This window comes from Bacteroides cellulosilyticus, from assembly GCF_020091405.1.
In the GTDB taxonomy this organism is placed as follows: Bacteria; Bacteroidota; Bacteroidia; order Bacteroidales; family Bacteroidaceae; genus Bacteroides.
This window is the reverse complement of sequence record NZ_CP081903.1, coordinates 527,026-551,126: the sequence shown is the minus strand read 5'-3', so window position 1 is coordinate 551,126 and position 24,101 is coordinate 527,026. Positions and strand designations below refer to the sequence as shown.

Sequence of the window (24,101 nt, the reverse complement as noted above, 5' to 3'; positions counted from 1 at the left end):
CGGAACCCGCAAGGCTTCACCCCGGTTTTTGTCGTAAGCTGGGGTGAAGGTAGACAATGTATTTGAAAGTGAACTCCCAAAATAGGTAATTAAACTCCCAAAATAGGAATTCACACACTATCAGATGGTTACAAACGATTATTTTTCCTTTGAGATGTTGCGGAAGTAGGTTGGAGACATGCCGAAACGCTCGCGGAAGACGCGGAAGTAGGTGGATGAAGAGTTGAAACCGGACTTTTCGCCCACCTCTGAAACGGACAAAGTGTCGTCTTCTATCAGCAAGCGGGAGGCATATTTCAGTTTCAGGTCTGTGATGTAGTCGTGAAAATTCTTGCCGTCGGTGTTGGTGCGTATGGCGTTGGCAAGATAGGTTTCGTTGGTGTGCAACAATTCGGCGAGGTCTTTACGTTTCAGGTTGGGGTTGGTGAAGAGTTTCTGTTCGTGCATCAGTTCGCTGAGCTGGCAGAAGAGTTGCGATTCTTTGGAGAGGCTGTTGATGGGAAGCACTTCGATGGCGTCGAGTACACGTTCCTCCATCTTCTCCTGTTCCAGGTAGCGCTGGTAGAGGATGCGGTTCTTGCGGTGCAGGCGGCGGGAATAGACGATGTATCCGGCAAATATGATGAGGGTGAGTGTGCAACTGCTTGTGGCGATAAGGAACCAGAGGAAGGAGTTCCTTTGCTCCGTTTTGAGGCGGTCTACTTCGTAAAGGGTCTGGAGCTTGTCCATCCGGGCGGCTATCTCTATCCGTTCGATGGAGTCCTGCATGGCGATGTAGCGGGAATAGAGACGTGTGCTTTCTACGCCTTTCCCCTGGTGGGCGAGTATCTCGGCCTTGCGAAGTAGGTCGTGCAGGTAGAAGGGGAAGTAGCCTTGGTGGGTATTCAGCAAGGTGTCGATGGCAATGAGGGCGCCGGTGTAATCGGCCTGCCGGCAGAGTTGTTCGCAACGGGCTTCGTAGTAGTGTTCGTAGGCACGGGCGGGGATGCCGGGACGCATGAAGGTGAGGGCATGGTCGAGGAGCACACGGGCTTCCTCCTGCCGTCCGGAGCGGAGCATTGCCTGTGCGCGGAAAGCGGCGGCGGTGACGGGGAAGTGCCCGGAGGGGTCGCCCAGGCGGATTTCGTTCCGGTATTCCACATTCTCGTGGTAGCGGTCGGCATAGGTGGTGAGTTTGCCGGTGTCCTCCAGCTTCAGGGCGGTCATGCACAGCCACTCGCAGATGAGGGCGTGGGTGACGAGGGTATTGATTTCGCTGGTATAGGCGGGGCAGACGCGGCAGGCTTCTTCCAGGGCATCCATAGCCTTGGTGTAGAGGTTGAGCTGGTAGTACATGCTGCCCTGCACTTGCAGGGCCATGGCCATTCCCAGGGGTTGCTTTTCCTGCCGGGCGGCCTCGAACATGTCTGTGGCGGCTTGTTGGGCCTCTTCGCGTTGCCTGGCGGTGAAGAGGGTGTTGATATATACCCGGTAGGTATGGAAGTAATAGTTGAACTGGCGGGAACTTCGGAGGAAGGAGAGGGCTTTGTCTACTTCGGTTTGCAGGAGTTCGATGGGGGCTTGGTTGGACAGGCAGATGATGCGGTTGGTGAGTCCCATGGAGAGGGAGACGGTGTCTTGCAGCGTGCGTGCGTTGGCAATGACGGAATCCCAGTCGGCAATGTCGTTGGTGGTGAGGGCGATGCGGGCAAGGGCGAAGTGTTTGTCTTTTCCTTGCAGGGTGGGGGCGAGTTGGCGCAGGGAGTCGACGAGGGAGGTGGCGGCTGCGGGGGGCATCGGAAAGAGGGTGAGGAACACGAGGAGTATGAGTAGGTTTTTCATGCTGTCTTGATTTTATGTGTGTAGCGGCAAAAGTAATAAAAAAGTGAGAAACGGTAGAGAAATGTGAGACTTTTTCTTGCTGTTTTGATAGGGAACCCTTTCATTTTGGAAGGGTGGGGCGGAGGTGGAGTAGCTGCAATGAAATTATCAGCCTGTTGTAAATCAGTTTATTAAGGCTCTTCTCTTTTCTTTGGCACGTCTTTGGCATTGTTGTGATAAACAAGATAATAGTATTAATCTGATAAAAGGTAAAAGACATGGGAATAACGGTTTCATTTATTTTCTGCCTGTTGAGCGGGTTACTCGCCTTCGGGCTGTTTTGGAAATGTGTGGATTGGTTTGAACGGATTTAAAGAAGGAGAGAGAAGTATGTACACAGCATTATTTGTAGTAGGTATTGCGGTTTTCGGGTATTTGATGTATGTGCTCGTGAAGCCGGAGAAGTTTTAGATAATTGACAGTTGACAATTAAGGTATCATTCTATTAATGAATTAGAGAAATGAACACAGAAATTTTAGGTGTAGTCCTGCAAATAGTCCTGATGGTGGCGTTGGCTTATCCGTTGGGACGGTATATTGCAAAGGTCTATAAAGGAGAGAAGACATGGTCGGACTTCATGAAGCCGATTGAGAGATTGATATTTAAAGTTTCCGGCATTAACCCACAGGAGGAGATGAACTGGAAACAGTTCCTGAAAGCATTGTTGATACTAAACGCTTTCTGGTTTGTGTGGGGCATGGTGCTGCTGGTTACTCAGCACTGGCTGCCTCTGAATCCCGACGGTAACGGGTCGCAGACACCGGATCAGGCATTCAACACCTGCATCAGTTTTATGGTGAACTGTAACTTGCAGCACTATTCCGGTGAAAGTGGATTGACTTATTTTACGCAGTTGTTTGTCATCATGCTGTTCCAGTTTATTACGGCGGCAACGGGTATGGCGGCTATGGCGGGTATCATGAAGTCCATCTCCGCAAAGACAACGAAGACAATAGGTAACTTCTGGAACTTCCTTGTATTGAGTAGTACACGTATCCTGTTGCCACTTTCGCTGATTGTGGGTTTCATCCTTATTATAGAAGGTACTCCGATGGGCTTTGACGGAAAGATGGAGATGACCACGCTCGAAGGACAGGAACAACTGGTATCGCAGGGGCCTGCGGCTGCCATTGTGCCTATTAAACAACTGGGTACCAATGGCGGCGGTTATTTCGGTGTAAACTCTTCGCATCCGTTGGAGAATCCTACGTATCTGTCCAATATGGTGGAATGTTGGTCTATCCTTATCATCCCGATGGCAATGGTTTTCGCACTCGGTTTCTATTCCAATCGTAAGAAACTGGCTTATAGTATATTCGGTGTAATGCTCTTTGCCTATCTGGCGGGTGTCGGCATCAATGTCTATCAGGAGATGAACGGTAACCCGCGTATTGACGAACTGGGTATTGCGCAGGATGGCGGAGCGATGGAAGGAAAAGAGGTGCGGCTTGGTGCTGCTGCAACAGCCTTGTGGAGTATTACGACCACCGTCACTTCCAACGGTTCAGTGAATGGTATGCACGACTCTACGATGCCGCTCAGCGGACTGATGGAGATGCTGAATATGCAGATTAATACCTGGTTTGGTGGTGTCGGGGTAGGTTGGATGAACTACTATACATTTATAATTATAGCCGTGTTTATCAGCGGACTGATGGTGGGGCGTACACCGGAGTTCCTCGGTAAGAAGGTGGAAGCACGCGAAATGAAGATTGCGACCGTTGTGGCGTTGCTTCATCCGTTTGTGATTCTGGTAGGAACGGCTCTGTCCACGTATCTGTTTGCCCATCATCCCGACTTTGTGGCAAGCGAGGGCGGTTGGCTGAATAATCCGGGTTTCCACGGGCTGAGCGAGCAACTGTATGAGTTTACTTCGTGTGCAGCTAATAACGGGTCCGGTTTTGAGGGACTGGGAGATAATACTTATTTCTGGAACTACGCTTGCGGTTGGGTGCTTATTCTGAGCCGTTTTATCCCGATTGTAGGGCAGGTGGCCATTGCGGGACTGCTGGCGCAGAAGAAGTTCATCCCGGAAAGTGCCGGTACACTGAAGACAGATACGGTTACATTTGCTGTGATGACTTTTGCGGTTATCTTCATTGTAGCTGCCCTGTCATTCTTCCCGGTGCATGCGTTGAGTACGATTGCTGAACATTTTAGTTTGTAAGTAGTAGAAAAAGAAAGATATGAAAGATAAGAAATCAGCTTCTTTGTTTCAAAAGGAGCAAGTTATGGAAAGCTTGAAGCAATCATTCGTGAAGTTGGATCCACGGGTGATGATTAAGAATCCGATTATGTTTACGGTGGAGCTTGTGACGCTGGTGATGCTGGTAGTCTGCATCCTCTCGCTGGGGACTACGGAATATGGAACATTCGGGTACAACTTCCTGGTGTTCGTCGTTCTCTTTGTTACTCTGCTGTTCGCCAACTTCGCTGAGGCCATTGCCGAGGCTCGTGGTAAGGCTCAGGCAGACAGCCTGCGCAAGACGCGTGAGGAGACTCCCGCTAAAATCCTGATTGATGGCAAAGTCTGCAATATCAGTAGTGCACGCCTGAAGAAAGGTGATTACTTTATTTGCGAAGCCGGTGATACGATTCCGGCTGACGGTGAGATTGTAGAAGGATTGGCTTCCATTGACGAAAGTGCCATCACAGGCGAATCTGCCCCGGTAATCCGTGAGGCGGGTGGAGATAAAAGTTCTGTAACCGGTGGTACGAAGGTACTTTCTGATAAGATAAAGGTATTGGTAACCCAACAACAGGGTGAGAGCTTCCTCGACAAGATGATTGCCCTGGTGGAAGGCGCTACCCGGAAAAAAACACCGAATGAAATAGCGTTGACTATCTTGCTGGCCGGTTTCACACTGGTGTTCGTGATTGTTTGCGTCACGCTGATTCCGATGGCGGACTATACGAACATAGATCATCCGGGAACGTACATCTCGATTGCAGCTATTCTCTCCCTGTTTGTCTGTCTGATACCGACCACAATCGGTGGGCTGCTTTCCGCTATCGGCATTGCAGGTATGGACCGTGCGCTTCGTGCCAATGTGATAACGAAATCGGGTAAGGCGGTGGAAACGGCCGGTGATATTGATACGTTGCTGCTGGATAAGACGGGAACTATTACAATCGGTAACCGTAAAGCTACGAAGTTCTATGCAGCTCCCGGTGTGGACGAACGTGATTTTATAGAGGCTTGCCTGCTGTCCTCCATCTCCGATGAAACGCCGGAAGGTAAATCAATTATAGAACTGGGACGGGAAACAGGTCGCCGCATGCGTGACCTGAATACTACGGGTGCCCGGATGATTAAGTTCACTGCCGAAACGAAGTGTTCAGGCGTGGATTTGCAAAATGGTACTCAGATACGTAAAGGTGCTTTCGATGCTATCCGCCGGATTGCGGAGAGTGCCGGAAACAGTTTCCCGAAAGAGGTGGAAGATGTGATTGCTGCAATTTCAAGTAACGGCGGTACACCGTTGGTAGTGTGTGTCAACCGGCAGGTGGCTGGCGTTATTGAGTTGCAGGATATCATCAAACCGGGTATTCAGGAACGTTTCGAACGTCTGCGCAAGATGGGAGTGAAGACGGTGATGGTGACTGGAGATAATCCGCTGACGGCAAAGTACATCGCAGAAAAGGCCGGTGTGGATGATTTTATAGCTGAGGCCCGGCCGGAAGACAAGATGGAATATATCAAGAAAGAGCAACAATCCGGTAAACTGGTGGCAATGATGGGAGACGGTACAAATGATGCTCCGGCATTGGCACAGGCAAATGTGGGCGTTGCTATGAATAGCGGTACGCAGGCTGCAAAGGAAGCCGGTAATATGGTGGACTTGGACAATGATCCTACGAAGCTGATTGAAATTGTGGAAATCGGTAAACAGTTGTTGATGACGCGCGGTACATTGACCACGTTCTCTATAGCAAATGACGTGGCTAAATACTTTGCGATTATTCCCGCTTTGTTTATGGTAGCCATCCCTCAGTTAGCACCGCTGAACGTCATGGGGCTGCATAGTCCTGAGTCAGCCATCCTTTCAGCTATAATCTTTAACGCTGTCATTATTCCTATATTGATTCCGTTGGCACTGAAAGGAGTACAGTATAAACCGATTGGTGCCAGTGCATTGCTTCGCCGCAATTTGCTGATTTATGGCTTAGGCGGTGTCATTGCACCCTTTATCGGAATTAAATTAATAGATATGGTGGTCAGTTTATTCTTTTAATAAATAACAAGATAATGAAAACTTTATTGAAATCCCTCAAAATAACACTTGCTTTTTGCGTGTTCTTCTCTGTATTCTATATCCTTATCCTGTGGATATTTGCCCAGGTGGCAGGTCCAAATAAGGGTAATGCGGAAGTAGCGACTCTGGATGGTAAGGTGGTCGGTGCCGCTAATGTAGGACAGATGTTCACAAAAGACATCTACTTCTGGGGACGCCCTTCCCATGCCGGTGACGGTTACGATGCTACCAGTTCTTCCGGTAGCAACAAAGGCCCTACCAACGAAGAATATCTTTCGGAAGTAGAAGCCCGTATTGATACTTTCCTGGTGCACCATCCCTATCTGCAACGCAAGGACGTTCCGGCTGAAATGGTGACAGCCAGTGCTTCGGGGCTTGATCCGGATATCACTCCCGCCAGTGCTTATGTACAGGTGAAACGCGTAGCCCAGGCACGTGGCATGGATGAGGCACAAGTAAAGACTCTCGTAGACAATGCAGTACAGAAACCGCTTCTCGGCCTTTTCGGTACGGAGAAAGTGAATGTGCTGAAACTGAACATTGCACTCGAAGAGGCAAATAAGTAGTTAAGCTACAAGCTACAGGTTACAAGTTGCTGCGCTATACTTGTGGGCGAATAATTATTCGCCCGGCTATCATGCCGAAAGGTACTCGTCACTCGTAGCTTGTAGCTCGTATCTTGTATCTCACAGAGAGGCGGACAGGCTCCGTTCATATTTTGCCATGGTGATGTCTAAAAACAGGGTGAACGGAGACACGCCTCTCTCTTTTTAAAAGATTGTATTTTAAAGATTGAATGAATTATGAAACAAGTAAAAAGAACGTTTTTTGTAATAGCAGCCATTGTTGCTGCATGTTTTTTCGGGACAAATGATGTGAAGGCACAGGAATTTACCGTGCAGGGTGATTTAGTAAGCTCTTACGTCTGGCGCGGCGTATATCAGACGGGAGCCAGCTTCCAACCTACACTGGGTTTCGGCATCGGCGGCTTTTCTCTGACTGCGTGGGGTTCCACGGACTTCGACGGTTATAAATCTACCGAAGGCCAGGCAAACAAGGAGATAGACCTGACGGCAGCTTACGCATTCGGCGAGTCCGGTCTGTCACTGTCTGTGGCGAGCCTTTGGTGGGCGGGACAGGGTGCCCGTCAGTATTTCAACTTCAAAAGTCATGAGACGGCACATTTCTTTGAAGCTGGTCTGGCCTATACGTTGCCTTGCGAGAAGTTTCCCCTGTCCATAGCTTGGTACACTATGTTTGCCGGTGCCGATAAGAATGAGGAAGGCGCGCAAAACTATTCTTCCTATTGTGAACTGAACTATCCGTTCAGCGTGAAGTCGGTAGGTTTGAATGCAACCGTAGGATTCGTTCCTTATGAAACTTATACGGTAGGATATGGAAACTCCGGTTTTGCCTTTACCAATGTAGCATTGAAAGCTACTACGGCTATCAGGATAACAGACTCGTTTTCATTGCCTATATTTGCACAGGCTATCTGGAATCCTTGTTTGGAAGATACCCACTTAGTCTTTGGCATAACCTTAAAGCCTTAATGTAAGTGACAGAGGTATCTTGTCTCTATGACTTAGCATAGAATCATTGGCATTGATTGTGGGAATCATTGGCATTGATTGTAGGAATCATTGGCATTGATTGTACCCATCATCCGTATTGATGATACCCATCATCCGTATTGATGATATGCCAACTCACTTACTAATCCCGGCTAACCCATAATGATAACTACTTAAAGGTATGGACAGAGAACAAAACGTGCAACACTTCCTCGACCTGATAAAGAAATCCCGTCGTGGCAAGTTCAAGATTTACATCGGCATGATAGCCGGTGTGGGCAAGTCTTACCGGATGCTCCAGGAAGCCCACGATCTGCTGGACAACGGCGTAGACGTGCAAATCGGCTACATCGAAACCCACGGACGTGCCGGGACGGAAGCTCTCCTTGCAGGCCTGCCCGTCATCCCCCGCCGCCGGATATTCTACAAAGGCAAGGAACTGGAAGAAATGGATTTGGAGGGTATCATCCGCATCCATCCCGAAATAGTCATCGTGGACGAACTGGCGCATACCAACGTAGAAGGCAGTCGTAACGAAAAGCGTTGGCAGGACGTGATGGATCTTTTAGATGAAGGCATCAACGTGATTTCCGCCGTCAACATCCAGCACATCGAGAGCGTGAACGAAGAAGTGCAAGGCATCTCCGGCATCGAAGTCAAAGAGCGCATCCCCGACAGTGTCCTTCAGGAAGCGGACGAGGTGGTGAACATCGACCTGACTGCCGAAGAACTGATAACCCGTCTGAAAGCCGGCAAGATTTATCGCCCGGAGAAGGTGCAGACGGCACTGACCAACTTCTTCCGCACCGAGAACATCCTCCAACTCCGTGAACTGGCCTTGAAGGAAGTAGCCCTGCGAGTGGAGAAGAAGGTGGAGAACGAAGTCGTCATTTCGAGCGTAGGCGTCCGGCACGAGAAGTTTCTGGCATGCATCAGCAGTCATGAGAAGACGCCACGGCGCATCATCCGTAAGGCGGCACGGCTGGCTACCCGCTACAATACTTCTTTCATTGCCCTGTATGTGCAGACGCCCCGCGAGAGTGCCGACCGCATCGACCTGGCAAGCCAGCGTTATCTGCTGAACCACTTCAAACTGGTCACTGAGTTGGATGGTGAAGTCCTCCAGGTACAGTCCCGGGACGTGCTGGATGCCGTGGTACGGGCCTGCCGGGAGCGGCAAATTACGACGGTTTGCATGGGTAGTCCTGCTTTCCGCTTTCCGCAATCCTTGTTCATGGTGTTGAAATACAGAAAATTTGTGAGCGAATTGGCGCAAGCAAACATAGATTTGATTATACTTGCATAAAATTTAATTCATCAGTGCATTATGAATATTCGTACTAAATTAATACTCAGTGTAGGCATTCTGGCCGGTATGATCATTTTGCTGGTTGCTCTCTCCGTAGTGAATCTTCAGATACTGACAGCCACCGAACCGGACAGCCCTGCCGCCATGCCCGGACTGGAACGTGCTTTGCTGTGGATTTCCGTTACAGGTGCTATTTGCATTCTTGCCAGTATCGTGTTGCTGGTCTGGCTTCCCCGTTCCATCAACAAGCCTATCCAGGAACTGACGCGTGGCATCCTTGAAATCGCCAATCATAACTATGAGAAACGTTTGGATATGAGCGGACACGAGGAATTCCGCCAGGTGGCCGATAGCTTCAACAGTATGGCCGAGCGCCTGACTGAATATCGTGCCAGTACGCTGAACGATATTCTTTTTGCCAAGAAGTTTCTTGAAGCCGTTGTGAACAGTATCCATGAACCTATTATCGGTCTGAATTGTGAGCATGAAATACTCTTTATCAATAAAGAAGCACTTACCGTATTGAATCTGAAACGTGAAGATGTAATCCGCCACTCTGCCGAGGAACTGTCCTTGAAGAATGATCTCCTTCGTCGTCTGGTTCGGGAACTGATTACTCCGGGTGAGAAGAAAGAACCCTTGAAAATCTATGCGGATAATAAGGAAAGCTATTTTCAGGCTTCTTACATCACCATTATGAATACGGATGCCGATACGGATGAACCGCAGAATCTGGGTGATGTGATCCTGCTGAAGAATATCACCGAATTTAAAGAGTTGGATTCTGCCAAAACAACCTTTATCTCCACCATCTCCCATGAACTGAAAACGCCTATCTCAGCTATTCTTATGAGTTTGCAGTTGTTGGAAGACAAGCGGGTAGGAGCTTTGAATGATGAGCAGGAACAATTATCGAAAAGCATTAAAGAGAATGCCGACCGCCTGCTGGGTATCACCGGTGAACTCCTGAACATGACACAAGTAGAAGCCGGCAAGCTCCAGATGATGCCGAAGATAACCAAGCCTATCGAACTTATAGAATATGCCATTAAAGCCAATCAGGTTCAGGCGGATAAGTTCGGCATCCAGATAGAAGTGGAGTATCCGGAGGAAAAAATGCCGAAACTGTTTGTGGATAGTGAGAAGATAGCCTGGGTATTGACGAACCTTCTGAGCAATGCAGTCCGTTATTCAAAAGAAAACGGACGTGTCGTTATTGGTGCCAAGCGTGAGGGAGACTTTGTTGAACTGTATGTGCAGGATTTTGGTAAAGGTATCGATCCCCGTTATCATCAGAGTATCTTCGACCGTTATTTCCGTGTGCCCGGCACAAAGGTGCAAGGCAGTGGACTGGGACTTTCCATTTCAAAAGACTTTGTGGAGGCACATGGGGGAACATTGACGGTGGAAAGCGAATTGGGGAAAGGAAGTAAGTTCATTATGCGACTGAAGGGGTAGAGTGATAGGGTGGTAAAGTGATAAGCACTCTATCACCCTATCACTTTATCACTTCTTCACCTCTTCCCACTTCGGCGGGTTTCCCCCCATCAGATGGCGTACAAAGAAATCATAGCGTTTATGTTCCCCGAAATCTTCTCCCATCGTGTGGTGTGCACCGGGAATCACTACCAATTCAAAATCTTTGTTGGCTTTTATCAGTGCGTTCACCACCTGCATGGTTGAGGCAGGATCTACATTATCATCCAGTTCGCCTACCACCAGCATCAGGGGGCGGCTCAGCAGATGGGCATTCTCTACATTCGATCCTTCCTTATATTGATCTCCTACGGGATATCCCAGCCAGAGTTCGTTCCACCAGATTTTATCCATGCGGTTGTCGTGGCAGCCACAGGCGGAATAAGCGGCTTTATAGAATTCGGGATGCAGCAGCACGGCAGTGGTGGATTCCTGGCCTCCGGCGGAACAGCCATAGATGCCTACGCGGTCCATATCCATATACGGATACTTCTCTCCGGCAGCTTTAATCCAGGAGATGTGATCGGGAAGTCCTGCATCTTTCAGATTCTTGTAGCATACATTTTCAAATTCACGTGAGCGGAATGAGGTTCCCATTCCATCTACCATGACGACGATAAAGCCGAGTTCGGCAAGGGAAGTCATGTACCAATTGTACGGAATGAAGGTTTTGGGCACATATTGGTCGCCGGGGCCTTGGTAGATATATTCGATCACCGGGTACTTCCGGTTCGGGTCGAAATTGGTAGGGCGTACAATCAATCCCCACATGTCCGTTTTCCCGTCGCGGCCCTTGGCTGTAAATACTTCGGGGGCTTTCCAACCTTCTGCTTCCAGACGACTGATATCGGCTGTCTCCAGCGGCATCACCACTTTGCCGTCTTCGGCACTGCGCAATACGGCAACGGGGGCTTTGTTTACCATAGAGTAAACGTCTACCAGATAATTCATGTCCGGTGAGAACCAGGCCCGGTGCATACCTTCTTCGGGAGTGAGGCAGGTGAATCCTTTGCCATCGAAGCCGATGCGGTAGTAGCGGATGAGGTAAGGATCTTCGCCCGGCTGCACACCGTTGGCGGAGAAATAAATCTGCCGGTTGTCCTCGTCTATGCGGAGCACTTCGCGCACATACCATTCGCCGCGGGTTATCTGATGGACGGGCTGTGCGGTAGTGCGGTCGTACATGTATAGGTGGTTCCAGTTGTCCCGTTCGCTCATCCAGATGATGTGCTTGTTGTCCCTCAGGTCGTGGCGGAAGCGGCGGGTATAGTTCACGTACTTGTCACTGGTTTCTTCTATCAGAGGACGCACGGCGCCTGTCTCGGCAGAGAGTTCAAGTACACGATATGCCTGATGTCCGCGCTGGTTGTACTCGAAGGTAACAGAACGGCTGTCCGGGTTCCATTCGGGGCCGTATATTTCATACTGCCGGTCGAAGAGGTCGGTGCTGGGGATGATGCCTCGTCCTGTTTCAACTTCATAAATGCAAGGTATTTTGAAAGGAAGTTCGTCTCCCGGTTTGGCATATTCCTGCTTGTGCAGTTTCGGTTGGAGCTGATCTGCCGGAGAAGACTCTACATAGTATACATATCGTTTCTCTACCGGGCGGATTTTGCAGGATGCCACTTTCTTGCTGTCCGAAGACCAGCGGATATAAGCTGAGTAGTAGTTGCTGAGCGTACCGTCAAGGCTCAACTGCTTCTCTTTTCCGGTGGTAAGTTCCTTCACATATACATTCTGATTTTTGATATAGGCGGTATACTTTCCATCGGGTGAAGTTACGGGAGCGGCTTCTTTTTCGTCATCCCGTTCCATCCAGTGTTTCTGTGGTGCATTGCGGCCGGGCAGGTTGCCTTCATTTACCAACTGATTTTTGCGGGTGGCGTACATCCAGCGCTGATTGCCAAATACAAAACGAAGCGTATCTAAGCTCGGGTTCACCCGTAACCGTTCCAGTTGGATTGTCTCGGGCTTTACTTCTTTGCCGGATGCGTTGCTCAGTGCGCTTGACAGACGCTTATGGTCGAACAACTCCTTTCTGTTTTTCTTGTCTGCGTTCACCGATACGTAGATACGGCCTTCGGGCGTATTGCGTACATACCAGAACTGATGTGTGCCTTCTATCCATTGCGGCGTGACGTTGGAGTAGAAAACTTTGTTGGCACTGAATTTCTCTCTTAATGCGTAGGCACGGTTATAATCATCCACTGTGCCTTGTGCGAAAGCCATGCCCCCGCTAAGGAGCATGGCTATCGACAAACCTAACTTACAAACATTCATATCTAACTAACCTTTATTGTACTTCCCATTCATAAACACCTGCTGCATGTTTGTCCGGCAGGGTAATTTCCAGTTTTACTGATTTGGTTTTCACGGGATCAAAGTTTACAGTGTTTCCCGCACCTTTTACAACGCCATATTTGTCGGTACCTGTGACGGGGTGCCACTGGCCTTGTGCATCTTTATAATATACCTTCCAGCTTTTCGGTACACGGCAACCGCCCCAGGGAGCATCGTCGAACCAATATACGGTAGAACTTGATACGGTAGCTTCTGCCGGGAACTCATACGTGATCCATTCCGTAGTTCCCTGTTTGGGCCACCAATGATAGTAGGGCAGGGAGCGGTCATTTTCATCTTTCGGAACCAGGCGGTCGTTGATGGCTGAAATGGAGCTTGCGCGGTGGGATGCGTCTATTTTACTTTCCGAAGCCAGTGTGGCAGGCATGGTGGGGCGGGATGCGCTCAGCTCTTGCGGCAACCATACTTCCATAGCTCCCGAACCACGGTGGGCCCATGCGTAGTAAGGTATCAGTGTCAGGCTCACATCGGTAGTGGTCAGGCGCCCCTGATCGTCATAGCCAAGTGTCTGTGCGCCGGTCTTCAATTGGTTGATGCCATACAGTAGATCGGGCTTTTCCACTACTTCAAACTTCGGGTTGCGGTTCATGAATACGCTGAAGATGTCGAAGTTATTATCCGGGAATTCTGCACAGTATACAATCGGTCCGCGTTCTACGGCAATGCGTCCGCGGTCGGCTTCCACCTTATTGCTGGCTTTCACGGTACGCGGTTCCATGTCTAAGTGTACTTCCACCTTATCACCCTTTTTCCAACGGCGGTCAATGCAGAAATAACCATCCTTCAGTTCATTCTGTACGGCTTCTCCGTTTACTTTTACTGTATACTTCAGACGCTTGCCGTCACTATAGGCATACAGGTCACTGGGAACTACCTGACCCCGAACCCATCCGGGAATACGGACTTTCAGGTTGAACTGTCCGGCGTTATTCTTGTTGATGCCGATGGTGATGTCACCGTTCCACGGGTATTTGGTGGTTTGCTCGATAGAAACAGCTTTGCCATCCACTTTCAGGTCGGAAGTATTGGACATGAAGAGGTTAACGTAAACGTCTTTATCTTTCACTGCGTAGATATATCCCGGCAGGGACGGGATGAAACGGCAGATGTTGGACGGGCAGCAGGCACAACCGAACCAGGGTTGGCGTTGATGTTGTCCCATACTTTCCAGCGGGTTGGGGTAGAAGAAACCGCCACCGTCCAGGGATACGCCTGAAATCAGACCATTGTATAAAGTGCGTTCCAGTACATCGTAGTATTTGGATTCACCGTGCAGGAGGAAAAGACGATAATTGACATACACATTGCCGATAGCAGCACAAGTCTCGCAATAGGCTGACATGTTGGGCAATTCGTAGCTCTTGCCGAAAGCCTCTCCGGCTGCGGTAGCTCCGATACCGCCGGTGATGTAATATTTCTTGCCGACGATATTGTCCCAAATGCGGTCGATGGCATGAATATAGGCAGTGTCTCCCGTCAGGGCGGCTACGTCGGCCATACCTGCATACATATATGCGGCGCGAACGGCGTGTCCTACAGCTTCATCCTGCTGAACCACCGGTTTATGTGCCTGGCTGTATTCATCGGTACGGCTGGTATATCCACGCTGGTCGAGGAAGAACTTGGCCTGGTCGAGGTACTTTTGGTCCCCGGTGACCAGATAAAGTTTGGCAAGTGCCATTTCGGCAATCTGATGTCCGGGGACACGGATTTGCTGTCCTTCGCCTGTACCGATTTCACGGCATACGCAGTCGGCATATCGGATAGCAATATTGAGGAAGTTCTTCTTTCCGGTGGCCTGGTAGTGGGCGATGGCGCCTTCCACCATGTGTCCCAGGTTGTAGAACTCGTGGCTCAGGTCTTCTACCTTTTCCCAGCGCTTGCTTCCCGCCCATTCGTGTGGATGTTTCGGATTCATGGTTCGGCTGGTGTAGAGGTATCCGTCCGGTTCCTGTGCGGCGGCTACGATGACGAGCACACTGTCAATGTATTTGGCCAGTTTCTTATCGGGATATGTCTGCAACAGGTAGCTGGCACCTTCGATGGTTTTGTATACGTCCGTATCGTCGAAAGCGAGTCCGCCTACTTTAATGGTATCACTGGGGTGGGCTGCGTTGACGAAGTTCTGATATCTTCCGGTTTCCTCGCATTTGCTGAATGCCAGGGGGATGGTTACCTCTCGGCTCGCGTTGAGGCGTTGTCCCCAGAAGGAGTCGGTTACTTTCACCGAGGTGAAAGGTACGGGATCGATGGGATACCCGTGCGATTGGTTTTTCACTTGCGCCTGGCTGCCTACGGTGGCGGCAACCAGCAGGGTGGTAACTAATACTTTTCTCATGGTTATTATTCGTTTTATGGTATTATTTCTTGATTGGAATATATTCGTCCCATAGTTTCAGTGAATGCAGGTAGCCCGTGAACGGCCAGTTGCGTTCTGCATTCCGCCCCAAAGTTACGTATTGTGATGGTTTTATCAGCAATTGAATATCTTTTTCGCTAATTAATTTACCATTGATATATACTTGTTCCATGCGGCCGTCGAAACCAATATAGATATGCTGCCATTTGCCGGTCAGCTCTTTCATGTCCTTGTATCCGGCATCTTCGTACCAGCCATAGTGGTTGATGACGCCGCATCGGGGTTCCGTACCGTTTACGAGCATAATCTTTTCCAATTCGTCATGCGAAGTCGTGAAGTCGGCTACACATTCATTTTCAGCAATGGAATCATTCAGTATCCAGGCTTCCAATGTATAGGGGGCATTGTTCAGCAATGTTGCAGGCAGGGAGAAGTTGGATTGGAATACCTGATGACCATCAAAGCTGAAACTTTTCTTGCCTTCCACTTCCTTGATGATGGAGGGGGCTTTGTGGGCTTCGAAGTATCCTTCTATTCCATGATTGGAAAGATAATGTACGGTGTCTCCTGCGGCGAAGTCATCAGCGGTAATGCTTACTATCAAGCCACGCTTTTGCTGATCGGCAGCCGGTAAGCGGACGATATCCGTAGTGGTATCATATTCCTGTTCGGCAGGTGCCTGTTTCCAGTTATAATAGCGCAGATTAGTGATGGTTAAGGGTTCGGCTCCGCTTTGAAGCGAAATCACACCGGATGAAAGGGCGGACTCCGCTTCGTAGCTTTGCCATTCACCTAACCTATGAACTAACCCACTAATTGTATGCTCTTTGGAGGGAGAAAGTAACGGATGACGGTATTCCAGCGTAGTGCCCGGTTCGAGAACCAGTGCGTCGCGTCCGTCAATGCGCTCGGTACGGGCTGATCCTGCTTTCAGGATAAAAGCACCTCCTAACATTCCTTCATTGTTCTGCCATTCGCGGCCATTCCAGTCAGCGGCTGTCAGTCCGAGCCACTGTTGGGGAGCGGAGTCTTCGATACCGGAAAATACCTTGATGTTCCAGATAGCGCCACCGAAACCATTCTTCTGTCCGCCGGTATAGGTGAGGCGTACGAAGCGGGCTTTGGTTTTTCCGAAATCTACCATCGGACTGCCTGCCAGATGATTGTTCCGCTTGTCGGCAAAGATAGTCCAGCGTTTACCATCTGTTGAAGTTTCAATCAGGTATTGATAGAACTGAGTGCCATATTCAAATTGTGTCCAGATCGTTTGTATCTGTTGGGGGCGTCCCAGGTCTATTTCAAGCCATTCCTGTCCCATACCGCGCGGACGCCATAAAGTTCCGTTGTTATCATCTACGGCATATTCGGGACGGAAATTGTCATCATAAGAGGAAGAGGCACGCACGCTTTTACCAAAGGCAAGGTTGGTTGATTTAACAACGGAGGGGGCCAGTGCACCTACGCCGTCATGAGTAGGGATGATTTTCTGAATCGTCCCGTCTGCATTGAATGTCATGCGGTCGATGCAAAGCTGGCGGTGGAAGCCACGGTTGGAGTGTGGATTGTCGTGGCGGTGATAAACGATATAGTAATCATTGCCTTCCTGAAGGATGCTGTGGTGGCCGGGACCGTGAATGGTTCCGTCAGCATTGGTTTCGAGGATGCAGCCGCCATAGGTGTAAGGACCCAGAGGCTTGTCTGAGGTGGCGTATTGCACACGGTATGTGTGGTCGTGGCAGGAACCGGAGGAATACATAAAGTAGTAGGTTCCATTGCGTTTGATTACAAAAGGTGCTTCGAAGAAATCGGTGGCTTCGGTATTGGGGATGAGGCGGGTTTCGGTAAAACTCTTCAAATCGGGAGCTAATTTTCCGGCACCGCAACCAAAGCCTTTGTAAATGCCCCAGGTTCCCCAGTACATATAGACTGAGCCGTCATCGTCCACAAATGTTTGTCCGTCCAGAGTGATGGCATTTGTTACGAAGCGGTCGGGGATGAGGACAGCTTCGCTATCGCCCAGGATATTCTTCCACGGGCCGCGGGGCGTTTCGCTAACGCCGCAATGGATGATGCAGGGTTGGCAATAGAAGTAATAGTACTTCCTGTCGGAGTGCTGCATCACGTCGGGAGCCCATATCCAGTGGCTGTCGGGCCAGTTCATGGGCATCAGGGTCCAGTTAACGAAGTCCTTGCTGATCCATACTTGTGCAGGACCGAAGCCTGCACCGCTGCCGTCGGTGGTGGCGTACATGTAGTAGGTATCACCGAACTTCTTGATGGTAGGGTCGGCGAAATATCCGGGAATCACGGGATTGCCGGCACCGGGAGTATTGAAAGCGGCCTGCGCAAAGGCGGAGACAACTCCTATTAAAAAGGAAGTGATTAAAAGGATGGTTCTATTCATATTGTTACTTTATTGTTAGAAAAATTACTTGCACCGCGCAGCAAACCTTGCTCCAGCGCTACGCTGGTCATTTGTGTATTTCATTATTAATCGGTATCTCTATTTCATAAAAATATTCTTTCAACAGTTTGTACATTTCCGGATCGTAGGCTTTCAGCTTTATGCGACGGTTCATGGAGTTGTGTACCCCATTGGCAGGATCAGCGTAACGGTTACAGTTGAAGAAAGACTGTACACATTCCGCAAAATACTCTTCTTTGTTACTTAATGCATAAGTACCGGTCCATAGTCCTTTTTCTCCAGCACTTTTCCACAATGCTTCCAGTCGGTCATTGAAATCCGGTTCCACACCTGCTATTCCTACCATATGTATCAGATGGGCAAATTCATGAATCAGAATATTTTCGCCCGTATATTTATCTTGTGGTAAAGCCAACAGATTCTCTTCTCCGCAACTGGCGGAGAACTCATCTTCCGGTGCTCCACCGAAACCACGGGCACGCCAGTTCCAGTATGCAATGCTGTCAGGAGAATTGCAGATATGGGCAAACTCCGGTAAATCACAAGTTTCTTCGTCTTTACCGATAACCATCACATGGCAACCTTTTTTCACCATATACGCTTTTACATCAGGGCGTTTGGCCAACATCAGACTGATAATATCGCAGGCCTTCAGCAACGCCTCGTCGCTCACCCGCTCAGATGAAGTGACATATAAACCTTCCGTTTCAATGTATTTCTTGTAGAAAGAAGGAATATTTTTGCCTTCGGGTATTGCCGTCACCGTTCCGCGTATCGGACAGGCTTCGAGTTTCATTGCAAATCCTCCTCCTGAAGCTAAATGCAATTTCATCCGGCTGTTTTTATCTATTGTGAGCGTTTCTGTGCGGTAATCTTCCGCCTGTTTGTTGGCGTTGATGCCGTCAGTGAATAATGTGGCGGTGTAATGGGCATCTGTTGGCAGGAAAGAAAAGTCTATTTCCACATCCCGTTCATCCCAGTTTGTCATTCCGCCGATGTACCAGTTGATGTCTTTCTTACGGACAGTCACAATGTATTCTCCTAATTTGCCTGCGGCGATAAAAGTAGAATCAGTTTCTACAGGAATGGAAGTGATGAAATCTACACATTCCTGTTCATTCAGATAATTTGTCGGTGCATCGCACAGCATGGTGAGGGGGGAATCATGCACGATATAGGCAGCCAGTTGATGACAACGGGTTCCCATACTCATTGGCGTATAGTAAACGGCACGCCAGTCAGCTTTTGTGGCATTACGCATAGCTCCCGGGGTGTAGTCTACCGGACCTGCCATCATACGGATGTAGGGGAAAGTGACATCATAAAGCGGCATGTTATTTTTAATGTCCGTCCATTTCACTTCTTCCATGCCAAACAGACTTTCGAAGTTGATGATGTTCGGATAAGTACGGTTGATACCTGTCGGTTTATAGATGCCGTGCAGGTCGAGCGTCAGTTTATGCTTGGCGGTGGCTTCGGCAATGCGGTATACCATTTCAACGGCTCTCTGGTCGTCGCGGTCGAGGAAGTCGACTTTAAAACCTTTGATGCCCATGTCGGAGTACTTCTTGCAAGCAGTTTCCAGTTGGCTGTCGAGTACGTTGAATACTGTCCAAAGTATGAGTTCCACTCCTTTCTCCTTTCCGTAAGCGACCAGCTCCGGGAGGTTCAGTTCGGGAATGACGGTCAGCATATCACCGCTTTTGGGGTCGTACCAGCCTTCGTCGAGCACAATAAACTCGATGCCGTTGCGGCTGGCGAAATCTATATAATATTTGTAAGTATCCATATTGATGCCTGCCTTGAAGGGAACACTTTTTAGGTTCCAGTCATTCCACCAGTCCCAAGCCACTTTCCCGGTTTTTATCCAGGAAGTGTCGCCTATGCGGTTGGGGGATGCCAGTGCATAAATCAGATTGTTGACGGGCATATCCGTATCTTTTTCCGTCACAGCCAGCACACGCCAGGGATAAGGACGGGCGCCTTTGCTGCGGGCTATGAAATCAGTTGTCTCTGTCACATACTCCTGTCTGCGCCAGGGGTAGAAATCTGTCTTGATGGGGTAGGGGGCAAATATTCCTTTCAGGGAGTAAGTTGACGAGGAGACAACTTTCTCTACAAACATACCGGGATAAGCTTCGAGGTCAGACTCCAATATCGTCAGCTTGGCTTTACCACAGTCCACGGTTACGGGCAGGAAAGCCGGTTTCGGCTGTGCCTTCGATAGTGGAGTGATGTCGTAGACATTCTGGAACGCCATTGCCATTGGCTTCTTATCGTTGGTTGTATAAGGAAGATAGGCTGTGTAATCCTGATTGAAGTTAAATTCTGCCACTTCCTCTTTGATGGTTACTTCTGTCTTTTGCGTTGTGTAAAAATGATAAGCCACTCCTTCATTATAGGCGCGGAAGGTAATGCCGAAATCACCTTTCAGCTTCAAGTTGAGTTCATTGCATGTGGCTATGAACTCCTTGAAGCGATAGAAAGGAGATGCTACATTATCCCTGACCTTTTTCCTTTTAATACCTGTTACCTGAGAATTGTTTCCTATTGTAGTTCCGTCTGCCAGAACTAATCCTATGTTAGAATGAGAGAGAATTGTATCGTTTTCGTGCATCACCTGATAAGACAGTTTGTCTCCGGTAGTAACTTCTACCTTCAACTTCCCATCGGGAGAGGAGAGCGCATATTTCTTTCCGGGAGCTGCCCCGAGTGGATTATTTCCGAGGTATAAAAATAAGGAAATAACGACTAATTTGAGAGATGTGCAGTTTTTCATAATCGATTAGCTCTTTATTTGGTTCGTGTGCAAAGTAAACGAAAAAAGGATGAACGGAAGGATTGAATAATATAATGTAATAAAAGAATAGTCCAAGAATCACCCTTTTGTGATATTCTTGGACTATGTTTGGATTATCTTTTTAGTCTTTGGACTATTTTTGCATAGGAGTCGATTAGGAATTACATCTCATAATCAGTTCCTTTAAGAGGGTACTTTTATAACATAGCTGTAATTTGTTTTTCCAATGCTTGCTTGATAAAAGCATTGATTGAGATTCCGGCACGTTGTGCCAGCATTGCCACACGGCTATGTATTTCAGGAGTTAGACGAACGTTTAATAATCCTGAGTAACTTTTATGTGGCTGTATTCCTTCCTCTTCGCAATATGCCAGATAATCATTGACCGCCTCATGGAATGCTTCTGTTAATTCCTGAACGCTTTGTCCCTCAAAGTTGACCATTCCATTTATTCCTTCTATTTTGCCGAAGAAAATACTGTCCTCTTCACTGAAATTGACAGAACCAATGAAGCCTTTGTACTTTAACGTGTTCATAATTATACTCCTTTCTTCATTTTATAAAACCTGCATCCGTCAAATCATTCAGTACTTGCTTCATGGCATAACTTTTAATGATATTGCCGGGATGGGGTTTATGAATCATTATCGGGCGTTTATCTTCATTTTTAAAGATAACTCTCGAACCGGAGGTTTTGCCTTTATTTGATTTTTTATAACCAAATATCAACAACAAACGCTCCATTTCCTCAAATGTAAAGTTTGTGGGCAATGTCTTAAAACGTTCGATAAGTTTTTCTTTTGTACCCATTCATTTATAAGTTTTTGCAAATGTAACTACAAAATAGTTACAATCCAATGGAGGTAGGTATAAAGTATACAAAAAATATTCATAATTACTCCAAAATGAATGAATCTATACTCTGTTCCCTTCCTGGAATGTACTTGCTCCGTACCTTCTCCGTACTTTCTCCGTGTAGAGGTACTTCTGAGCGAAGAATGTACGGAGCAAGTGCATCCCAGATACGTTTCGGGTATAATATCTGTAGCCATGAAAAAATAATCCAAGCCAATACAATAATAATCTAAATATCCTCCAGAGCCTTTATAGCCCGACTATTTTTGCATTCATATGGACTTTCGTTTTATTCAGTTTAAGATAAATCCCTTTCCTTTGCCGTACACTTTTGGTAACGAACTAAAAATACATATATGATATTATGAAGAAACGAATCCAATTCCTTTTCGGTAGCATCGCCCTCTTGGGTATGATTGCTTGCAGCGAACCCTACGTTCAGCCTGATGCTCCGATAAAAGAAGTCCCTTTCACACAAGTCCACCTGAACGATAACTTCTGGACTCCGCGTATTGAAACCAATCGCACCGTCTCCATTCCTTCTGCATTTAAAGAATGTGAGAAGAACGGACGCTTCGATAATTTTGCCATTGCCGGAGGATTGATGAAAGGTGAACACCGTGGTGATTTCTCTTTTGACGATACCGATCCTTATAAGATAATAGAAGGAGCTTCCTACTCGCTGGCTGTGAAGTATGATAAAGCACTGGATGCTTATCTGGACAGTGTCATAAATCTTATTGCCGCTGCCCAGGAACCGGACGGATACCTCACTACATGCGTAACTAATAAGTGTTACCGCCTTTCCGGCTGGTGGGGAACGCATCGTTGGGAGAAAATCAACAGCCACGAACTTTATAATTGCGGTCATTTGTACGAAGCTGCGGTTGCCCACTATCGCGCAACAGGCAAACGTACCTTGCTCGATGTCGCTATCAAAAACGCCGACCTTGTTTGTCAGGTGTTTGGTCCCGATGAAGGGCAAAAACATGTTCCTTCCGGCCATCCCATTGCCGAAATGGCACTTGCTAAATTATATAAGGTGACAGGCGACGAGAAGTATCTGAAAATGGCTAAATACTTCGTAGAAGAAACCGGACGCGGAACGGACGGCCACCACCTCAGCGAGTACAGTCAGGATCATAAACCTATTTTGCAGCAAGATGAGATTGTGGGGCATGCCGTGCGTGCCGGATATCTTTATTCCGGTGTTGCCGATGTGGCTGCCCTGACTCAGGATACAGCATACTTCAACGCCCTGAGCCACATCTGGGAGAATATGGCGAGCAAGAAACTTTATATAACCGGCGGTATCGGTTCACGTCCTCAAGGCGAGGGCTTCGGTCCCAACTATGAGTTGAACAACCATACCAACTATTGCGAAACTTGCGCCTCCATTGCCAATGTCTATTGGAATCATCGCATGTTCCTGGCTACAGGTAATGCCAAATATGCCGATGTATTGGAACGTGCTTTATATAATGGAGTCATTTCTGGTGTTTCTCTCAGTGGTGACAAGTTCTTCTATGATAACCCGTTGGAATCCATGGGTCAGCACGAACGCCAGCATTGGTTTGGTTGTGCCTGCTGTCCGGGCAATGTGACCCGTTTCATGGCTTCTGTACCTTATTATATGTACGCTACTCAAAGCAATGATATTTACGTTAATCTTTATATCCAGAGCAAAGCTGATCTGAATACGGAAAGCAACAATGTAGCTTTGGAACAGACTACTGATTATCCTTGGGAAGGAAAGGTTTCCATCTCGGTTACTCCAGAGAAAGAGCAGGAATTCGCTTTGCGTTTCCGCATTCCGGGTTGGGCGCAGGATGCTCCCGTGCCGACGGATCTTTATTCATTTACTGATAAAGCAGGTGCTTACAGCATTTCAGTTAATGGTAAAAAGATAAATGCCAAGCAGTATGATGGCTACGCCACTATTTCACGTACCTGGAAGGCGGGTGATGTAGTAGAAATTAGTCTTCCGATGGATGTACGCCGCATTAAAGCCAATGATAATGTAGAGGATGACCGTGGTAAACTGGCTATCGAGCGTGGTCCTATCATGTTCTGTCTGGAAGGCAAAGACCAAGTGGACAGCATTGTTTTCAACAAATTCATTCCCGATGGAACATCTATGGAAGCTGCTTTTGACGCTGATCTGTTGAACGGTGTTGTGGTGCTGACCGGTCATGCGAAAGAAATAGGTAAAGACGGCAGTGTGAAAGAGGTTCCTTTCAAAGCTATCCCTTATTCAACCTGGAATAACCGTGGTGCAGACCAGATGGCAGTATGGATTCCCGAAGCTGCCGAGTATGCCCACCCCACTCCCGAACCGACAATTGCCAGCAAGGCACGTACGCTGATGATACAGGCTCCTATCCAGAAAGACGCTCCTGAATCTGCCTCAGTTGAAACTTGGGCATGGGGTGTGAATGACCAATGGGAACCGAAACGTTCATCGGATATTTCTAAGCCTTACCACTATTGGTGGTTGAGAAACGGAACGCTAGAAACCTTGGCCTATCAATTTGATCAGCCTTACACTGTTTCAAACGTAGAGGTTTATTGGCTGGACTTCGATCATTACGATGGAAACTTCCGTGTGCCGGAAAGCTGGAAACTCTACTATAAAGATGGTAAAACTTGGAAAGAAGTAGAGGCATTGAGTGAGTATGTGGTGAAGAAAGACTGCTATAATAGCCTTGACTTTAAGCCGGTAAAAACGACAGGATTGAAAATTGCCGCTCAGTTGCAGAAAGGTGCTTCGGGCGGGGTGATTGAATGGAAAGTAAACTAAATCCATTTTTTTAAAATTAAAAAAT

The 24,101-nt window shown here is 48.1% G+C and carries 15 protein-coding genes; 8 read left to right on the top strand and 7 right to left on the bottom strand.

The window, feature by feature from the left end:
• Positions 1 to 138 precede the first annotated feature (138 nt).
• Entirely contained in the window at positions 139 to 1,821 is a 1,683-nt protein-coding gene (locus tag K6V21_RS01840; protein ID WP_224320674.1) for a helix-turn-helix transcriptional regulator, read from the bottom strand.
• A gap of 369 nt (positions 1,822 to 2,190) precedes the next feature.
• On the opposite strand from K6V21_RS01840, the gene K6V21_RS01835 reads away from it, so the two are divergent.
• The 7 genes from K6V21_RS01835 (at position 2,191) to K6V21_RS01805 (ending at position 10,458) form a co-directional block, all read left to right on the top strand.
• Complete coding sequence (locus K6V21_RS01835) at positions 2,191 to 2,271, top strand: potassium-transporting ATPase subunit F (RefSeq protein ID WP_073313148.1); 81 nt, start codon at positions 2,191 to 2,193, stop codon at positions 2,269 to 2,271.
• 50 nt (positions 2,272 to 2,321) lie between these two features.
• Positions 2,322 to 4,028, top strand: coding sequence for a potassium-transporting ATPase subunit KdpA (gene kdpA / locus K6V21_RS01830; RefSeq protein ID WP_224320673.1), 1,707 nt, complete (start codon positions 2,322 to 2,324; stop codon positions 4,026 to 4,028).
• 19 nt (positions 4,029 to 4,047) lie between these two features.
• Complete coding sequence (kdpB, locus tag K6V21_RS01825; protein ID WP_224320672.1) at positions 4,048 to 6,096, top strand: potassium-transporting ATPase subunit KdpB; 2,049 nt, start codon at positions 4,048 to 4,050, stop codon at positions 6,094 to 6,096.
• 14 nt (positions 6,097 to 6,110) lie between these two features.
• Positions 6,111 to 6,683, top strand: a complete 573-nt coding sequence (locus K6V21_RS01820; protein ID WP_217713730.1) for a K(+)-transporting ATPase subunit C — start codon at positions 6,111 to 6,113, stop codon at positions 6,681 to 6,683.
• Between the two features lie 237 nt (positions 6,684 to 6,920).
• Complete coding sequence (locus K6V21_RS01815) at positions 6,921 to 7,670, top strand: hypothetical protein (protein WP_118424427.1); 750 nt, start codon at positions 6,921 to 6,923, stop codon at positions 7,668 to 7,670.
• Between the two features lie 202 nt (positions 7,671 to 7,872).
• Positions 7,873 to 8,997, top strand: coding sequence for a hypothetical protein (locus tag K6V21_RS01810; RefSeq protein ID WP_007217220.1), 1,125 nt, complete (start codon positions 7,873 to 7,875; stop codon positions 8,995 to 8,997).
• 21 nt (positions 8,998 to 9,018) lie between these two features.
• Positions 9,019 to 10,458, top strand: coding sequence for an ATP-binding protein (locus K6V21_RS01805; protein ID WP_224320671.1), 1,440 nt, complete (start codon positions 9,019 to 9,021; stop codon positions 10,456 to 10,458).
• A 48-nt stretch (positions 10,459 to 10,506) separates the two neighbouring features.
• On the opposite strand, the gene K6V21_RS01800 is transcribed toward K6V21_RS01805, so the two are convergent.
• From K6V21_RS01800 to K6V21_RS01775, 6 genes are all read right to left on the bottom strand, one after another.
• Entirely contained in the window at positions 10,507 to 12,756 is a 2,250-nt protein-coding gene (locus K6V21_RS01800) for a S9 family peptidase (protein WP_224320670.1), read from the bottom strand.
• Between the two features lie 13 nt (positions 12,757 to 12,769).
• Positions 12,770 to 15,175: a beta-L-arabinofuranosidase domain-containing protein gene (locus tag K6V21_RS01795; RefSeq protein WP_224320669.1), complete on the bottom strand. Its 2,406-nt coding sequence runs from the start codon at positions 15,173 to 15,175 to the stop codon at positions 12,770 to 12,772.
• A 22-nt stretch (positions 15,176 to 15,197) separates the two neighbouring features.
• The gene (locus tag K6V21_RS01790) at positions 15,198 to 17,600 is read right to left on the bottom strand and encodes a family 43 glycosylhydrolase (protein ID WP_224320668.1); all 2,403 of its coding nucleotides are present in this window, start codon (positions 17,598 to 17,600) and stop codon (positions 15,198 to 15,200) included.
• Positions 17,601 to 17,667: 67 nt separating this feature from the next.
• Positions 17,668 to 20,400 (bottom strand): glycoside hydrolase family 97 catalytic domain-containing protein, encoded by a 2,733-nt coding sequence (locus K6V21_RS01785; RefSeq protein ID WP_224320667.1) that lies wholly within the window; start codon positions 20,398 to 20,400, stop codon positions 17,668 to 17,670.
• A 218-nt stretch (positions 20,401 to 20,618) separates the two neighbouring features.
• Entirely contained in the window at positions 20,619 to 20,957 is a 339-nt protein-coding gene (locus K6V21_RS01780) for a type II toxin-antitoxin system HicB family antitoxin (protein ID WP_034524379.1), read from the bottom strand.
• Positions 20,958 to 20,973: 16 nt separating this feature from the next.
• Entirely contained in the window at positions 20,974 to 21,231 is a 258-nt protein-coding gene (locus tag K6V21_RS01775) for a type II toxin-antitoxin system HicA family toxin (protein ID WP_117988064.1), read from the bottom strand.
• Between the two features lie 409 nt (positions 21,232 to 21,640).
• Between K6V21_RS01775 and K6V21_RS01770 the strand changes: the two genes are divergently transcribed.
• On the top strand, positions 21,641 to 24,076 hold the full coding sequence (locus tag K6V21_RS01770) for a glycoside hydrolase family 127 protein (RefSeq protein ID WP_224320666.1): 2,436 nt from the start codon (positions 21,641 to 21,643) through the stop codon (positions 24,074 to 24,076).
• Positions 24,077 to 24,101 lie beyond the last annotated feature (25 nt).

Coding starts and splice junctions, on each gene's coding strand:
- K6V21_RS01840 (WP_224320674.1), bottom strand. CDS start 1,821: ATGAAAAACCTACTCATACTCCTCGTGTTCCTCACCCTCTTTCCGATG.
- K6V21_RS01835 (WP_073313148.1), top strand. CDS start 2,191: ATGTACACAGCATTATTTGTAGTAGGTATTGCGGTTTTCGGGTATTTG.
- kdpA (WP_224320673.1), top strand. CDS start 2,322: ATGAACACAGAAATTTTAGGTGTAGTCCTGCAAATAGTCCTGATGGTG.
- K6V21_RS01790 (WP_224320668.1), bottom strand. CDS start 17,600: ATGAATAGAACCATCCTTTTAATCACTTCCTTTTTAATAGGAGTTGTC.
- K6V21_RS01810 (WP_007217220.1), top strand. CDS start 7,873: ATGGACAGAGAACAAAACGTGCAACACTTCCTCGACCTGATAAAGAAA.
- K6V21_RS01785 (WP_224320667.1), bottom strand. CDS start 20,400: ATGAAAAACTGCACATCTCTCAAATTAGTCGTTATTTCCTTATTTTTA.
- K6V21_RS01800 (WP_224320670.1), bottom strand. CDS start 12,756: ATGAATGTTTGTAAGTTAGGTTTGTCGATAGCCATGCTCCTTAGCGGG.
- K6V21_RS01780 (WP_034524379.1), bottom strand. CDS start 20,957: ATGAACACGTTAAAGTACAAAGGCTTCATTGGTTCTGTCAATTTCAGT.
- K6V21_RS01805 (WP_224320671.1), top strand. CDS start 9,019: ATGAATATTCGTACTAAATTAATACTCAGTGTAGGCATTCTGGCCGGT.
- K6V21_RS01820 (WP_217713730.1), top strand. CDS start 6,111: ATGAAAACTTTATTGAAATCCCTCAAAATAACACTTGCTTTTTGCGTG.
- K6V21_RS01795 (WP_224320669.1), bottom strand. CDS start 15,175: ATGAGAAAAGTATTAGTTACCACCCTGCTGGTTGCCGCCACCGTAGGC.
- kdpB (WP_224320672.1), top strand. CDS start 4,048: ATGAAAGATAAGAAATCAGCTTCTTTGTTTCAAAAGGAGCAAGTTATG.
- K6V21_RS01815 (WP_118424427.1), top strand. CDS start 6,921: ATGAAACAAGTAAAAAGAACGTTTTTTGTAATAGCAGCCATTGTTGCT.
- K6V21_RS01775 (WP_117988064.1), bottom strand. CDS start 21,231: ATGGGTACAAAAGAAAAACTTATCGAACGTTTTAAGACATTGCCCACA.
- K6V21_RS01770 (WP_224320666.1), top strand. CDS start 21,641: ATGAAGAAACGAATCCAATTCCTTTTCGGTAGCATCGCCCTCTTGGGT.